Origin of the sequence: Ensifer sp. SSB1 (genome assembly GCF_016652895.1) — a bacterium.
Taxonomy (GTDB): domain Bacteria; phylum Pseudomonadota; class Alphaproteobacteria; order Rhizobiales; family Rhizobiaceae; genus Ensifer.
Genome location: NZ_JAEPRP010000192.1, coordinates 1 through 13,627, shown reverse-complemented (window position 1 = coordinate 13,627; position 13,627 = coordinate 1). Strand labels below are relative to the sequence as shown.

The following is a 13,627-nucleotide window of genomic DNA, read 5'->3' as shown; positions in this document are numbered from 1 at the left end:
TCTGGCCGCCGACGAAAAGCGCATGGCGCCGGCCGAAACGCTCAGCGACCGCGAGATCGCCTGCCTGCAGATGGCAGGCGACGGCCATATCAGCGAAGAGATTGCCGAGCGCATGGGCCTCTCCGTCCACACGGTCAACGCCTATCTGGGGGCGGCGACGACCAAGCTCGATTCGGTCAACCGCATCCAGGCGATCGCCAAGGCGATCCGCCTTGGTTACATCAGCTAGAACCTGGCGCGGCTGTCCGCTCCGCAAGGGTCTTGAGTACTGGCGCGTCGGAAAAATGCGGACGCGCTTAAGCGGCTCCCTCAGCTGGCGAGCGGCAATTCGTAGGACTTGATGAACTTGGCGTCCGCCAGGCTTCGCGCCAGGAAGGCGGTGTTTTCATCCGGGTCGGCCGACGGATTCTGGAAGCTGATATGGCTGATCTCGATGCCGGCCGTCTCGTTGCCGAGGGACAGGCGGACATATATGGTGACGCCACGGGGCTTGAGCTCCAGGTCGAGGACGATTTCCGGCTCGCAATCCCAATCCAGATTGTAGTTGCCGCCGAGGCCGAAGTTGACCGTGCCTGGCAGAAAGTAGAGTTCTGCCGCCGACTCGACCAGATCAGCGAGGCTGGCATAGGACTCGAACCGCAAGAGTGCGATGAAATCAGCGGCGTCGATCAGACGCAGTTCGGTCGCCACGGGGCGAATTGCTTCAGCTACGATCTGTTCCCGCTTCTCGGAGAATTCGCACTTTTTCATCGGAGTTATGTCATCCGTTTTGGTTGCGATGCATGCACCCGGTGAATGAGTTCGGCAACAGCCTTGTAAAACACCGGTGGAATCACACTATCGACCGAGACTTGTGCAAACATGGAGCGCGCAAGCGGCGGGTCCTCGAACACCGGCACACCGTTTTTCTCTGCGATCTCACGGATTTTCAGGGCAACCAGATCCTGGCCCATCGCCACGACGATCGGCGCGTCGCTTTCCTCGCGCACATAGCGCAAGGCGACGGCGTAGTGGGTCGGGTTGGCGATCACCAGCGTGGCACGCGGAACGGACGAGATCATGCGCTTGCGTGCGCGATCACGCTGCATCGAGCGCAGGCGCGACTTGACGATCGGATCGCCTTGGGCCTGCTTCATTTCCTCCTTCACCTCCTGCTTGGTCATCATCAGTTGGGTGTACCAATGGTGCCGTGACCAGAAGAGGTCGGCGATCGCCAGCACTGCGGTCGCAAACAGGATGACGATCATGATCTCGTTGAGATCGCTCGCCATCGTCGAAAACATGGTGACCGGATCGGAGAACATCAGGTCGAGCGTCGCGAAGTAATCGTCCCACAGCACCAGGACGACGACGATGGAGACGATGATGATCTTGAACAGCGATTTGCCGAACTCGACCAGTCCCTGGACACCGAAGATGCGCTTGAAACCGCCCATCGGCGAAATACGGTTCAGTTTCGGCTGGATACGGTCCAGTACTGGGCGCGGCAGGTTCTGGAAGATCGAGGAGCCGACGGCGAAATGGATGAGCTGCACGAAGGCCGGCACGAGCAGCGCGGTCGATTTCCACGCAAGATGGGTGATGAGCGCCACCACGTCCGTCGCGTTTTCCAGCCGCCACGCTTCGGGTTGCTCGAAGATGTCCTTCAAGGCCTCCGCCATGGTGCTGACGCCGTCGGCAAGGAAGAAGACGAAGAAGATGTAGATCGCGAGCGTCGAGGCGAACATTGTCGCCTCGCGGGAGAAGGGCACATTACCCTTCTCGGCGGCGTCGGAGATCTTCTTCTCGGACGGGGCCTCTGTTTTGCTGTCTTTATCCTGATCATCAGACATGAAGCAGGAAGGCTCCGGTTACATCCAGGCAGCGTTGATCGCGCTTTCTTCAGCGCCGCGGGTCTCTTCAGACGTGCAAACGTCGCTGCAAGACGTCGGGCCGCCGCATATTCCTCAAGATCGATGTCGATCCAGGGAAATGCAGTAGTGAACCGGGAAGGCAGGGCAGGCAAGCGCTGAGCCCCGGCATTCGCCAGGGCTCAACAGGAAATAAGGTGAGGAAGGTGCGCGCCGGCCGTCCGTGCGGCGGGCTGTCCGCAAGCGCGTGTCGGGTCAGGCCGCTTGCGCGTCCTTTTCCTTGAGTTCGAGCTGGCCGCTGGCGGCCAGTCGAATGGCTTCCTGGGTGATCGAACGCCGTGCGATCGCGATGTCGCGCGGGTTGATGCCGGCATCGCCCATGGCGAGGTCGGATTCGATCATGCGGCGTTGGCGTGCGCCGATCGAGGCGAGCACCGATTCGCGCAGTTCTCCCGTCGATCCGCGCAGCGCCATCGTGATGATGTCCGTCGACACGTCGTTGAAGAGTTGAACGCGGCTGCGTTGCGGCATGTAGAGCACGTCGTCGAAGAGGAAGATCTTCGGGCGCACCTTGTTGGCGGACGCGGTGCTGAGCGATTCGAGCGACGCGAGCAGGGTGTCCACTTGCGGCTTGTCGAGTTCGTTCATCACCTCGGCGATCTTGGCCGGGCCGGCGGAATTGCGTTCCGCTTCCATCTCGCCGATCATTTCCAGGACGCGTTTCTCGATGATCGCGGCCGCCTTGGAGTTGACGTCCTTCATGTTGACGGCACGCTTCAGGATGTCCGGCCGCTGCTCTTCGGAAAGTTGCAGCAGGACCTTGGCGCCAAAGCCCGAAGGCATCATCGACAGCACGTAGGCGATCGTCTGCGGGTGTTCCTTGGCAAGCTGCATCGATACGGCCACCGGATCGCATTCCTGCAGGCGGTCCCAGATGCTGGCTTCGTAGGATTGGAAGGTGGCGCGGCGGCCGAGCAGGCCGTCGACCTCGTCGGGGGTCAGGCCTTCTTCGAGGATGCTTTCGATCGCCTTGGCATTGTCCATCAGCCCGGCGCCCTCGGTGAAGAGGTCTTCGAACTCGTTGACGAGGGCTTCCAGCTCATGCGGCGGGATGGCGCGCAGCGATTGAGCCGCAGCGATGATCGACTGCAGCTCGCTCTGGGTGAAGAACTTCAAGAGCTTGCTTGCGACGCCCTTGCCCATGGCAAGCAGAACGGCCGCCGCCTTGTCCGTCTGGCTGAGCGGCCTTGATAGCGCCTGAGCCTCGAAACTTTCGAAATCCATCATGGATTTATCCTTCGCCCGATCATCGGGCTCTATGACTTCTTGCTGCCCTTGATCTCGATGAGTTTGACGCCGAACCGGGTGTCGTCGCCTTCGAGAACGGTAATTTCGCCGCGGCCGATCACCCGGCCGTTGACCATGATCTCGACCGGTTCGCCAATCCGGCGATCCAGTGCGATCGTCGCACCTTCACTCAGGTTCATCAGGCCGGAAACCTGCATGCGGCTGGTGCCGAGCACGATCTGGACATCGATCGGGATATCCATGATGAGGTCGAGATTGGCCGTCATGCCGCTTCCGGGCGGCGCGTCGATCACGGCATCAGCGCCGTCGAAGGACGTCGCGCCGAAATCCGTACCGCCGAAATCGCTCGAAGCGGAACCGCCGCCGAGATCGGCGCCGAAGTCGCTGCCGCCGAAATCGCCGCCGAATGCGTCGAGGCCGCCGGCCGGTGCGCCGAATTCGCTGCCGAACTCGGTTCCCGCGCCAATGGCTTCGCCGCCGAATTCCGAGCCAAAGGCTGCCGGCGCATCCGAATCCTGCTTGAGGACACCGCGCAGGTCATTGATCGCCTGGTCGAGTTCCATGTCTCCGACAGCGGCTTCTGCCTGTTCGTTGATGGGTGCTTTTTTGGGTGCCATGTGAGAACTATTCCAGTTGAAGCTTGCCTCAGGCATGCTGCGAGCGCGCGGCAGGCCGATTTAACTCATGATGTGGCGAAGGATGTCCTGCTCGGAGCCATGGGTATCCTTGACCCGAACCGTGTATTTCGATCCCGATCGCCCGAATTCGCAGACATAGAGATCGCGACCGTTGGCGTTGACGTCGACGCGAACGTCCTGGGCGTCATGGAAGGGAATGACGTCGCCTGCCTGCAGCCGGCTGATCGTTTCGAGCGTCAGGCTTTCGAGCCGGATGCGCGCCTCGATCGTGACGGCGGAACGGCGGACCTGTTCCTCGAGCTGCTCGGTCCATTCGGCCTTCGCCTTGCGCTGCTGGCCGCTGCCCTTCGGGAAGACGATCGTGGTCTTCAAGAGGACGCTCTGCGGGACGATGACGGAGAAGGTGGACAGGACAGGGCCGAAGCCGATCGTCATGTCGATGGCGCCCGCATGGATGTCCTCGATCATTGGATCGGCCTTGGGACGCGACACGCTGTTGAGCGGGCGTTCGACGATAGGTTCGAAACCGCCAGGCGCGTTGACGGCGGTGCGCAGCACGTCGGCGATCTTTTCGAAAAGCGGTACGGCGACGTCGATCTCGATCTGGGAAAGTGCGCGCGGCTGCGGCTCCTCGATGCCTTCAGGCTCGGCACCGAGCAACGCCTCGACGAGAGTGATGATGATCGGGCTGTCGCAGGCGACCTGGAAATCCGCGCACCAGTTGCGCAACGACACGTCGCTGATCACCACGCCGGTACCAAGGCCGGCGATCAGCTGCTGGCGGAGCCCCGTTCGGAAACCGGCATAGCCGATCGTGACGTCGAGGCCCGTCTCCGCCCGGCAGATGTCGGGCAGGAATTCGCCGAAGACCTGGCCGAGCTCAAGTGCCAGCCGGCCGATCACCTTGTCGTCGCCGAGCGCGCCGGTCATGCGCGCCAGGAGTTTCCGGTCGAATGCGTGAACGTTGGATGTTGCGGAATTCATGGGATCAAGCCGCCTTGCTTTCGCCGCCGCCGCCGGGGTTCATCATTTCCTGCTCGACCGCATCGATCGACGGACGCTCGTAGGCCGAGATGGTCTTGCGGCCGTATTCGAGCGCAACCTGCGGCACCGAACCGTTCATGTAGGCAAGCAGCGTCTGCTTGACGATGATGTAGAGGCGGTTCTGCTTCTCACGGACGGACTTGATGTTGGCGACCAGCGGCGCGACGATCGAATAGGACAGGAACACGCCAAGCAGCGTGCCGACGAGTGCGGCTGCGATCTTGGCGCCGAGAACTTCCGGCGCCTCGCTGATCGCGCCCATCGCCTTGATGACGCCGAGAACGGCCGCGACGATACCGATGGCTGGAAAGGCGTCGCCCATCGTGTTCAGCGCGTGATAGCACTTCATCTTGTCGTGGGTGATGGTCTGGATTTCTTCGTCCATCAGCGCTTCGATCTCGTGCGAACGGGCATTGCCGATGATGATCAGGCGCACGTAGTCGCAGATGAAGGCGGTCAGTTCCTTGTTCTTCAGAACCGTCGGCGCTGCCTGGAAGATCGAGGATTCTTCCGGGTTGTCGATGTGGCTTTCGATCTCGTTGCGCGACTTGGTGCGCAGGTCCCGCATCAGCGAATAGAGAACGCCGAGCGTGTCGAGATATTCGCGCTCCTTCGGCACCCGGTGGCGAAAGGCTTCACCCAGCGCCTTGCCGGTATCCTTCACCACCTTCATCGAGTTGGCCATGATAAAGCCGCCGATGCCGGCACCGCCGATGATCAGCAGTTCGAAGGGCTGGTTGAGGACCTCCATGTGGCCGCCCATGGCCAGATAGCCGCCGAGAATACAGCCGAACGTCACAAGAAGCCCGATGATGATGTTCATTTTCGATACCTGTCGCGATCTTATTTTCCACAAACGGGATACGGTTTCATGCTTGCGTGAGGCTGGCCGGTACGGGCGATGGGAGCATTCATCGGAACAGGTTCGCGCAAGGCTATCCGGTCAGGATTTGGCAAGGCAGGGCGCATGCTCTGTCTGTGTCATTCCGGCAGGGGCAAACCGATCGTGACCACGACCTATACGAGCTACAAGCTGATAACGGCCGACTTGAGCAAGTCGTTGGCCCGTGTTGCCGAGCAGCCGGATGTGGCCCGCGAGACGGAGTACTACCTGTCGAAAATCGGCGACGTCAAAACGATCGACGACTTCTTTGCCGATAGCAGGCTCTACAACTACGCCATGAAGGCTCACGGCCTCGAAGACATGGGCTATGCCAAGGCTTTCATGCGCAAGGTGCTGACCGAAGGCATCGACAAGGACGACGCCTTCGCCAACAAGCTGACCGACAACCGCTACAAGCAGCTCGTCGAATCGCTGAATTTCGCCGCTCACGGCGCGGCCGCCACATCCTTCGATCGCGCACAGAAGGGCGTCGCCGACAAATACGCCCGCCAGACGCTGGAGCAGAATGCCGGCGAAGAGAATGCCGGCGTGCGGCTTGCCCTCTATTTCTCGCGCATGGCGCCGACGATCAGCAGTGGTTATGAGATCATCGCCGACGAGGCGCTGGCCCAGGTGGTGCGCACGGCGCTGCAACTGCCTGACGAATTCGCCGCGACCGATGTCGATCGTCAGGCCGAGGTCTATGAAGAAGCGATCGATTTCAAGGACTTCCAGAGCCCGAGCAAACTGACCGAGTTTCTCGACCGATTCGCGGCGCTCTGGGAAACTAAAAATTCAACGGACGGTTATGATCCGCTCGCAGTCTTCGGTTCTTCGAGCGGCTACGGCATCTCTTCCGATCTTCTCCTGTCCATCAACAGCCTGAAACTCGGGGGACGCTGAACGTGCAGACCGGTCTTTACGTCGCGATTTCGTCGCAGATGGCGCTCGAAAAGCGCCTCAACACACTTGCCGACAACATCGCGAATGCCAACACCGTCGGTTTCCGTGGCACTGAAGTGAAGTTCAACCAGATGCTCGGCGATACGAAGCCGACAAAGGTTGCCTATGTCAGCAAGGGCGAGGAATTCCTGAACACCAACAACGGTTCGCTGACGCGCACCGGCGGGGCGCTCGACTTCGCCGTCAAGGGTGACGCCTGGTTTCAGATCGAGACGCCGGCTGGCCCGGCCCTGACGCGGGACGGTCGCTTCACCCTGACGGATGCCGGCGAACTCGTCACGATCCGCGGCTATCCGGTGCTCGATGCCGGCGGCGCGCCGATCCAGCTCAACGGCAATGGCGGTGAAATCACCGTCGGGGCCGATGGCGCGCTCCACCAGAACGGTGTCGCTGTCGCCTCGCTCGGCCTCTATCAGGCCGATTTCAGCAACGGCTTCGTGCGTCTCGACAACAGCGCCGTGCAGCCGGCGATGCAGCCGGAGGCAGTGGTCGACCGTTTCGACGTCGGCGTGATGCAGGGCTTCCTCGAGGAGTCGAACGTCAACGCCATCCAGGAAATGTCGCAGCTGATCATGGTCACGCGCGCCTTCGACAACATCACGTCCCTGTTGCGTGACAGCGAAGGATCGCTCGAGGAAGCGGTCAAGACGCTCGGCGGCAGTCGCTAATTTCTGACGGATACCGGCATGCAACGCGAAGGCCTGAAGACAAGCACGGGATCGACCTCTCTGGCAGCACTTGCCGGCCTCGTCGAGCGCTATGCAAAGCCCGAATTCTCGATCGCCCCCGGCGGTCACGTGCAGACGATTTCGCCCGGTCACTATACGGTGACCGGTCTGTCGCGGCATGTGCGGCTCGGTGATTTCGTCGCCCACAAGAGCGTCACCGGAACGCATCTCGGTGAGGTGGTGCGGGTTGAGCCGGAGCGGGTGGTCGTCTGCCCGATCGAGCCGGGCGATCCGATCGGCATCCATGACACCGTGATCCGCAAGGGCGCGTTCCGCGTCGCGCCGACCGATCAATGGTGCGGCCGCGCCATCAATGCACTCGGCGAGCCGATCGATGGTCTCGGGCCGCTGCTGCAGGGCGACGTGCGCCGTTCGATCTCCAACACCGCACCGCCGTCGATGAGCCGCAAACGGGTCGAGAAGGGCTTTCTTACCGGCGTAAGGGCGATCGACATCTTTTCGCCTCTCTGCCTTGGCCAGCGCCTCGGCATTTTCGCCGGCTCCGGTGTCGGCAAGTCGACGCTTCTTTCGATGCTGGCGCGCGCAGACGCCTTCGACAAGGTGGTGATAGCGCTCGTCGGCGAGCGCGGCCGCGAAGTGCGCGAATTCATCGAGGATACGCTCGGCGACAATCTCGCGAAGTCCGTCGCCGTGGTGGCAACCAGCGACGAAAGCCCGATGCTGCGCAAGATGGCGCCGCTGACGGCCGTCACCATTGCCGAGCACTATCGTGACAATGGCGACAATGTGCTCTTGATCGTCGACAGCGTCACCCGCTTCGCTCACGCGATCCGCGAGGTCGCGACGGCTTCCGGCGAGCCACCGATCGCCCGCGGATACCCGGCCTCGGTCTTCACCGAGTTGCCCCGTCTGTTGGAGCGCGCCGGTCCCGGCACCGAAGGCTCGGGCACGATCACCGCGATCATCTCCATCCTCGTTGATGGCGACAACCACAACGATCCGGTCGCCGACTCGACCCGTGGCATTCTCGATGGCCACATCGTGCTCGAGCGCAGCCTTGCGGAAGAGGGGCGTTACCCGCCGATCAACCCGCTCGCATCGATTTCGCGTCTGGCGCGCAAGGCCTGGACGCCGGATCAGGAAAAGCTGGTGGCGCGCCTGAAGGCGCTGATCCACCGCTTCGAAGAAACCCGCGACCTTCGCCTCATCGGCGGTTACCGCCCCGGCGGCGATCCCGACCTCGATATGGCGATCAAGCAGGTGCCGGTCATCTATGACGTGCTGACACAGACCGCCGGCGAGCGCCCGGCGCAGGACGCATTTGCCGATCTCGCCAATGCCTTGAAGGCGGCAGCGATGGGCAATCAACCGGGCGCGAGAGCGAGGTGATGGCGGTGACCGATTACGAAGCGGACGAAATGGTTCATCAGCGCAAGCGCACCAGCCGCATGCCGATGACCGACAAGTTCCTGGCCGCGACCGGTGTCGCGCTGGCCGCCTTTGCGACGTTCTTTCCCTGGTATGCCTTTTTCCATCAGGACAAGTTCACCATGCCGCCGCTCTGGCAGGGATCGACCCGCGATCTGCCGGAGCGTGCCGCCCGCAACGTCGTTTCGGTCTCGCCGCTGGCAATGCCCGACGGCGACGGCGAGACGCTTGCCGCGATCGACCAGTTGACGACGGCGACCGTGCCCGGCATCGGCGATGGCCCAGGCCCGGAAGGGGCTGCCGCGGAAGAGGGACTTTCGCAGCCCTTCCCCGGCAAGTCGGGCTTCAAGCTGATGCATGTCGCTAACGGCCGGGCGCTGATCGAGGACGCGAGCGGCATGTATATCGTGCGCATCGGTTCCGTCCTGCCCGACAACACGCGTCTTGCCACGCTCGAGCAGCGCGATGGCCAGTGGGTGATGATCACGTCGTCCGGCGAAGTCTACCAGGCCAACTGAGCAAGCCCCACATCGTCTGAGCTGACGGCCGCGTATCTCTTGAGATGCGCGGCGCGCTGCTCTTTGCCCCGCCGGCCGGCAGCGGGACGCAAACGTTCCTGTCGCAGCTGCGTCCGACGAAAGTCCCACGCAAGATTACCGGCCTAGGTTCGCATCACCAAGCATGGAGCTTTTGATGCAACCGATTCAGCTTTTCGAACTCGCGTCCCGGCAGGCCCAGTGGCTGACCGTTCGCCAGAACGTGGTGGCCGGCAACATCGCCAATGCGAACACGCCGCACTACAAGGCGAAGGACGTCAAGCCGTTCGAAAGCGTGCTGCAGGACACCGGCATGCAGATGGCTGCGACGAACAAGGCGCACTTCACCGACGGCCTCCAAGCCTCGCAGGTCGCCGAAGTCGGCATGGTCGACGGGGTACAGATCCAGCAATCCGGCAACAGCGTCGCGATTGAGCAGGAAATGATGAAGACCGGCGAAATCAAGCGCGACTACGAGCTTAGCGCCGGGCTTGTGAAGGCGTTTCATCGCATGATGCTGATGACGGTACGGAAGTAAGAACCATGGATCCATTGACCTCAGCCCTCAAGGTATCGGCCTCGGGCCTCCAGGCGGAATCGACCCGCCTGCGTATCGTCTCGGAAAACATCGCCAACGCGCGCTCGACCGGCGACACGCCGGGCGCCGACCCCTACCGCCGCAAGACCGTCAGCTTCGCCGCCGAAGTCGACCGGGCAAGCGGCGCTTCGCTGGTCGAGATCGAACGGCAGGGCACTGACGATTCGGATTTCAACATCGAGTTTGATCCGGGCAATCCGGCCGCCGACGAAAAGGGCATGGTCAAGTTGCCGAACGTGAACATCCTGGTCGAGATGGCCGACATGCGCGAAGCCAACCGCGCCTACGAGGCCAACCTTCAGACCATCAAGCAGTCCCGCGATCTGATTTCCCAGACAATCGACCTGTTGAGAGCCTCGCAATAATGATCGATGCAGTCAAATCCCTCGGCGCGTTCTCGGTCACCAAAGAGACCGACGGCACCCGTTCCACATCTTCCTCCTCGTCGATCTTCGGCATGCCGGCCGCCACGCCGGGCGTGCCGCAGGGGCAGAGCTTCGCCTCGGTCCTCGGGGATATGGCGACCGATACCATCAACGCGATGAAAAAGGCCGAGGGCGCATCGCTCGACGGCATTCGCGGCCAGGCAAACACCCGTGAAGTTGTCGATGCTGTCATGAATGCAGAACAGTCGCTCCAGACAGCAATCGCCATCCGCGACAAGGTGGTTACCGCCTACCTCGAAATCGCGCGCATGCAGATCTGAAGGAACGAGACATGAAGGCCCTTTCCATTGCCGCAACCGGCATGAACGCCCAGCAGCTGAACCTCGAAGTGATCGCGAACAACATCGCGAACATCAACACGACCGGTTACAAGCGCGCGCGCGCCGAATTCTCCGATCTGCTTTATCAGACCGAGCGCGCCCAGGGCGTGCCGAACCGTTCGAACCAGGCAATCGTTCCGGAAGGCGCGATCATCGGTCTCGGCGTTCAGACGGCTGCCGTGCGTAACCTGCATATCCAGGGAAGCATGGTCAACACCGGCAACGACTATGACCTGGCCCTGATGGGCCGCGGCTGGTTCCAGGTCGAGACGCCGGACGGCGAGACGGTCTACACGCGTTCGGGCGCCTTCAACAAGAATGCGCAGGGCCAGCTCGTGACCATCGACGGTTACACGGTCGTCCCCGGCATCACGGTTCCGCAGGATGCGACGGAAATCGCCTTCACCAGCTCCGGTCAGGTGATGGTGCGCATCGGCAACGACCCCGCGATGCAGGAAATCGGTCAGCTGACGATCGCCAACTTCGTCAACGAAGCTGGTCTGGAGCCGCAGGGCGACAACCTCTTCAAGGAAACCCCGGCTTCCGGCGACGCCATCGTCGGTACGCCTGCGGACCCGGGCTTCGCCCAAATCAAGCAGAAGTACCTCGAGGCGTCCAACGTCGATCCGGTCAAGGAAATCACCGACCTGATCTCGGCGCAGCGCGCTTACGAGATGAATTCCAAGATCATTCAGGCGGCCGATGAAATGGCGGCCACGGTGAGCAAGAACCTCAGGTAACGAAAGAGGGGGCAAACATGATGTTTCGCCGATCCGCAAACATCAAGGTTTCGAAAGACGACCGCGCCTCCACGGCGCTTCGTCTGGCGGCTGGCGCTTTGCTTGCCGCCACTTTCCTGTTGCCATCGGCAACCCTCGCGGAGCGGCTGACGGCGGTGATCCCGACGCGGACGATCTATCCGGGCGAAACGGTCGACCGCAGCCGCGTCGAAGTCGTCGAGGTTACCAACCCCGATCTCGCGGATGGCTACATCAGGACCCTGAACGAAATCGATGGCAAGGTCACCAAGCGCACGCTCCTGCCCGGCCGGGTGATCCTCGCAAACGCGCTGCGCGAGCAGTACGCGGTCGAACGTGGCTCCACCGTGCGCCTCGTCTTTAGCAACGGCGGCCTGACCATCAGCGCTGCCGGATCACCGCTCCAGGATGCCGCCATCGGCGAACTGATCCGGGCGCGCAATATCGATACCGGCATCATCGTTTCCGGAACGGTGATGGCCGACGGCACTGTCCATGTGGTGGCGAAATGAAAATGCTTGCCTGCAAATGGTTCCTGACGCTGGCCGTCGCGTTCTCCGTGGCGCTGACGCCGGCTCTCGGTGCGTCCAGGATCAAGGATGTCGCCTCGCTCCAGGCTGGGCGCGACAACCAGTTGATCGGTTACGGTCTCGTGGTCGGCCTTCAGGGCACCGGCGACACCCTGCGTGCCTCGCCGTTCACCGACCAGTCGATCCGCGCAATGCTGCAGAATCTCGGCATCTCCACCCAGGGCGGGGATTCCCGCACGCGCAACGTTGCGGCGGTATTGGTGACGGCCACCCTGCCGCCCTTCGCGAGCCCCGGCAGCCGCGTCGACGTGACGGTCGGTTCGCTCGGCGACAGCACTTCGCTGCGCGGCGGCACGCTGGTGATGACCTCGCTGTCGGGCGCGGACGGACAGATCTATGCGGTCGCTCAAGGTTCCGTCGTTGTGACGGGTTTTGCCGCGCAAGGTGATGCGGCAACGCTCAACCAAGGCGTGACGACGGCCGGGCGGGTTCCCAACGGCGCGATCATCGAGCGCGAGTTGCCGTCCAAGTTCAAGGACGGCTTCAACCTCGTTCTGCAACTGCGCAATCCGGACTTCTCGACGGCAGTCGGCATGGCGGCGGCGATCAACAAGTATGCCGCCCAGCAATATGGCGGCCGCATTGCCGAGGCGCGTGACTCCCAGTCCGTGCTCGTCGAAAAGCCGAAGATGGCCGATCTCGCCCGGCTGATGGCCGATATCGAAAACATCGTGATCGAGACCGATGTCCCGGCCCGCGTCGTTATCAACGAACGCACCGGCACGATCGTGATCGGCCAGGATGTTCGCATCAACGAGGTGGCGGTGAGCTACGGCACCCTGACCGTCGAGGTTAGCGAGACGCCGACAGTGGTTCAGCCGCTGCCGTTCTCGCGCGGACGGACGGAGGTGGAGCCGAACACCACCATCAACGCGCAGTCCGATGGCGGCACGGTGGCGATCCTCAACGGGTCGAGCCTTCGCTCCCTCGTCGCCGGTCTCAACAACATCGGTGTCAAGCCAGACGGTATCATCGCCATCCTGCAAAGCATCAAAACGGCTGGGGCCCTACAGGCGGAGCTAGTGCTGCAATGACGGCAAACATCAACCCATTTCTCGGCAAGGTACGCAATCTGCTGTTTGTCGGCGCGGCCGCAGCTTCGATGCTGACGATGCCCGGCGCATTCGCCCAGGACGTCACCGCACCTCCGGCAGCCGACGCGACGCAGAACGAGATTCAGCAGTTCTGCACCAACATCGCCGACGCGGCACGCGACCAGCGGTATGTTTTGCAGCGCAAGGACCTCGAGACCTTGCAGGCAAGCATCGACGAACGCATCGCGACGCTGGAGAAGCGCCGCGATGAGTACGAGGACTGGCTGAAACGCCGCAACGATTTCCTGAAACAGGCCGAACTCGGGCTCGTCGATATCTACAAGACGATGAAGCCGGATGCGGCCGCCGGCAAGCTCGAAATGGTCAATCCGGCAATCGCCGCGGCGATCGTCATGCAGCTGCCGCCGCGACAGTCGTCGCTGATCCTCAGTGAAATGAGCGACGAGAAAGCGGCAGCTCTCACCAACATCATTTCGAGCGCCAGCGACCCGAACACCTCGAAGGAACCATCATGAAAATGC

At 62.1% G+C, this 13,627-nt stretch carries 18 protein-coding genes; 12 read left to right on the top strand and 6 right to left on the bottom strand.

The window, feature by feature from the left end:
• Positions 1-229 (top strand): helix-turn-helix transcriptional regulator (locus I8N66_RS31690; protein ID WP_291162669.1); only part of this gene is annotated, 229 nt, incomplete at its 5' end.
• A gap of 80 nt (positions 230-309) precedes the next feature.
• Here I8N66_RS31690 and I8N66_RS31685 read toward each other — a convergent pair.
• From I8N66_RS31685 to motA, 6 genes are all read right to left on the bottom strand, one after another.
• Complete coding sequence (locus I8N66_RS31685; RefSeq protein WP_065372397.1) at positions 310-750, bottom strand: hypothetical protein; 441 nt, start codon at positions 748-750, stop codon at positions 310-312.
• Between the two features lie 5 nt (positions 751-755).
• Entirely contained in the window at positions 756-1,832 is a 1,077-nt protein-coding gene (gene flhB, locus I8N66_RS31680) for a flagellar biosynthesis protein FlhB (protein WP_291162664.1), read from the bottom strand.
• A gap of 273 nt (positions 1,833-2,105) precedes the next feature.
• Complete coding sequence (fliG, locus tag I8N66_RS31675; protein WP_113536440.1) at positions 2,106-3,137, bottom strand: flagellar motor switch protein FliG; 1,032 nt, start codon at positions 3,135-3,137, stop codon at positions 2,106-2,108.
• Between the two features lie 29 nt (positions 3,138-3,166).
• Positions 3,167-3,811: a flagellar motor switch protein FliN gene (gene fliN, locus I8N66_RS31670; RefSeq protein WP_291162659.1), complete on the bottom strand. Its 645-nt coding sequence runs from the start codon at positions 3,809-3,811 to the stop codon at positions 3,167-3,169.
• Positions 3,812-3,835: 24 nt separating this feature from the next.
• Positions 3,836-4,780, bottom strand: a complete 945-nt coding sequence (locus I8N66_RS31665) for a FliM/FliN family flagellar motor switch protein (RefSeq protein WP_113536438.1) — start codon at positions 4,778-4,780, stop codon at positions 3,836-3,838.
• Positions 4,781-4,784: 4 nt separating this feature from the next.
• Positions 4,785-5,663, bottom strand: coding sequence for a flagellar motor stator protein MotA (gene motA, locus I8N66_RS31660; protein WP_113132131.1), 879 nt, complete (start codon positions 5,661-5,663; stop codon positions 4,785-4,787).
• 183 nt (positions 5,664-5,846) lie between these two features.
• On the opposite strand from motA, the gene I8N66_RS31655 reads away from it, so the two are divergent.
• The 11 genes from I8N66_RS31655 (at position 5,847) to I8N66_RS31605 (ending at position 13,621) form a co-directional block, all read left to right on the top strand.
• Positions 5,847-6,626, top strand: a complete 780-nt coding sequence (locus I8N66_RS31655) for a DUF1217 domain-containing protein (protein ID WP_291162653.1) — start codon at positions 5,847-5,849, stop codon at positions 6,624-6,626.
• Between the two features lie 2 nt (positions 6,627-6,628).
• Positions 6,629-7,354 (top strand): flagellar basal-body rod protein FlgF, encoded by a 726-nt coding sequence (gene flgF, locus I8N66_RS31650; RefSeq protein WP_113536437.1) that lies wholly within the window; start codon positions 6,629-6,631, stop codon positions 7,352-7,354.
• An 18-nt stretch (positions 7,355-7,372) separates the two neighbouring features.
• Entirely contained in the window at positions 7,373-8,764 is a 1,392-nt protein-coding gene (gene fliI, locus I8N66_RS31645; RefSeq protein WP_291162648.1) for a flagellar protein export ATPase FliI, read from the top strand.
• Entirely contained in the window at positions 8,764-9,321 is a 558-nt protein-coding gene (locus I8N66_RS31640) for a flagellar protein (RefSeq protein ID WP_291162645.1), read from the top strand. The genes fliI and I8N66_RS31640 overlap by 1 nt, the downstream gene beginning before the upstream one ends.
• A 175-nt stretch (positions 9,322-9,496) precedes the next feature.
• A complete protein-coding gene (gene flgB / locus I8N66_RS31635; RefSeq protein WP_113536756.1) occupies positions 9,497-9,877 on the top strand; it encodes a flagellar basal body rod protein FlgB in 381 nt (126 codons plus the stop codon).
• Between the two features lie 5 nt (positions 9,878-9,882).
• On the top strand, positions 9,883-10,302 hold the full coding sequence (gene flgC, locus I8N66_RS31630) for a flagellar basal body rod protein FlgC (protein ID WP_113536434.1): 420 nt from the start codon (positions 9,883-9,885) through the stop codon (positions 10,300-10,302).
• Positions 10,302-10,643, top strand: coding sequence for a flagellar hook-basal body complex protein FliE (locus I8N66_RS31625; RefSeq protein WP_065372406.1), 342 nt, complete (start codon positions 10,302-10,304; stop codon positions 10,641-10,643). The genes flgC and I8N66_RS31625 overlap by 1 nt, the downstream gene beginning before the upstream one ends.
• Positions 10,644-10,654: 11 nt before the next feature.
• A complete protein-coding gene (gene flgG / locus I8N66_RS31620) occupies positions 10,655-11,443 on the top strand; it encodes a flagellar basal-body rod protein FlgG (RefSeq protein WP_113536433.1) in 789 nt (262 codons plus the stop codon).
• Positions 11,444-11,460: 17 nt separating this feature from the next.
• Positions 11,461-11,973 (top strand): flagellar basal body P-ring formation chaperone FlgA, encoded by a 513-nt coding sequence (flgA, locus tag I8N66_RS31615; RefSeq protein ID WP_113536432.1) that lies wholly within the window; start codon positions 11,461-11,463, stop codon positions 11,971-11,973.
• Entirely contained in the window at positions 11,970-13,085 is a 1,116-nt protein-coding gene (locus I8N66_RS31610) for a flagellar basal body P-ring protein FlgI (protein WP_113536431.1), read from the top strand. The genes flgA and I8N66_RS31610 overlap by 4 nt, the downstream gene beginning before the upstream one ends.
• Positions 13,082-13,621, top strand: coding sequence for a MotE family protein (locus tag I8N66_RS31605; protein ID WP_113536430.1), 540 nt, complete (start codon positions 13,082-13,084; stop codon positions 13,619-13,621). The genes I8N66_RS31610 and I8N66_RS31605 overlap by 4 nt, the downstream gene beginning before the upstream one ends.
• Positions 13,622-13,627 lie beyond the last annotated feature (6 nt).

Coding starts and splice junctions, on each gene's coding strand:
- flhB (WP_291162664.1), bottom strand. CDS start 1,832: ATGTCTGATGATCAGGATAAAGACAGCAAAACAGAGGCCCCGTCCGAG.
- motA (WP_113132131.1), bottom strand. CDS start 5,663: ATGAACATCATCATCGGGCTTCTTGTGACGTTCGGCTGTATTCTCGGC.
- I8N66_RS31610 (WP_113536431.1), top strand. CDS start 11,970: ATGAAAATGCTTGCCTGCAAATGGTTCCTGACGCTGGCCGTCGCGTTC.
- flgB (WP_113536756.1), top strand. CDS start 9,497: ATGCAACCGATTCAGCTTTTCGAACTCGCGTCCCGGCAGGCCCAGTGG.
- I8N66_RS31605 (WP_113536430.1), top strand. CDS start 13,082: ATGACGGCAAACATCAACCCATTTCTCGGCAAGGTACGCAATCTGCTG.
- I8N66_RS31665 (WP_113536438.1), bottom strand. CDS start 4,780: ATGAATTCCGCAACATCCAACGTTCACGCATTCGACCGGAAACTCCTG.
- fliN (WP_291162659.1), bottom strand. CDS start 3,811: ATGCCTGAGGCAAGCTTCAACTGGAATAGTTCTCACATGGCACCCAAA.
- flgG (WP_113536433.1), top strand. CDS start 10,655: ATGAAGGCCCTTTCCATTGCCGCAACCGGCATGAACGCCCAGCAGCTG.
- flgC (WP_113536434.1), top strand. CDS start 9,883: ATGGATCCATTGACCTCAGCCCTCAAGGTATCGGCCTCGGGCCTCCAG.
- fliI (WP_291162648.1), top strand. CDS start 7,373: ATGCAACGCGAAGGCCTGAAGACAAGCACGGGATCGACCTCTCTGGCA.
- I8N66_RS31640 (WP_291162645.1), top strand. CDS start 8,764: ATGGCGGTGACCGATTACGAAGCGGACGAAATGGTTCATCAGCGCAAG.
- flgA (WP_113536432.1), top strand. CDS start 11,461: ATGATGTTTCGCCGATCCGCAAACATCAAGGTTTCGAAAGACGACCGC.
- I8N66_RS31685 (WP_065372397.1), bottom strand. CDS start 750: ATGAAAAAGTGCGAATTCTCCGAGAAGCGGGAACAGATCGTAGCTGAA.
- fliG (WP_113536440.1), bottom strand. CDS start 3,137: ATGATGGATTTCGAAAGTTTCGAGGCTCAGGCGCTATCAAGGCCGCTC.
- I8N66_RS31625 (WP_065372406.1), top strand. CDS start 10,302: ATGATCGATGCAGTCAAATCCCTCGGCGCGTTCTCGGTCACCAAAGAG.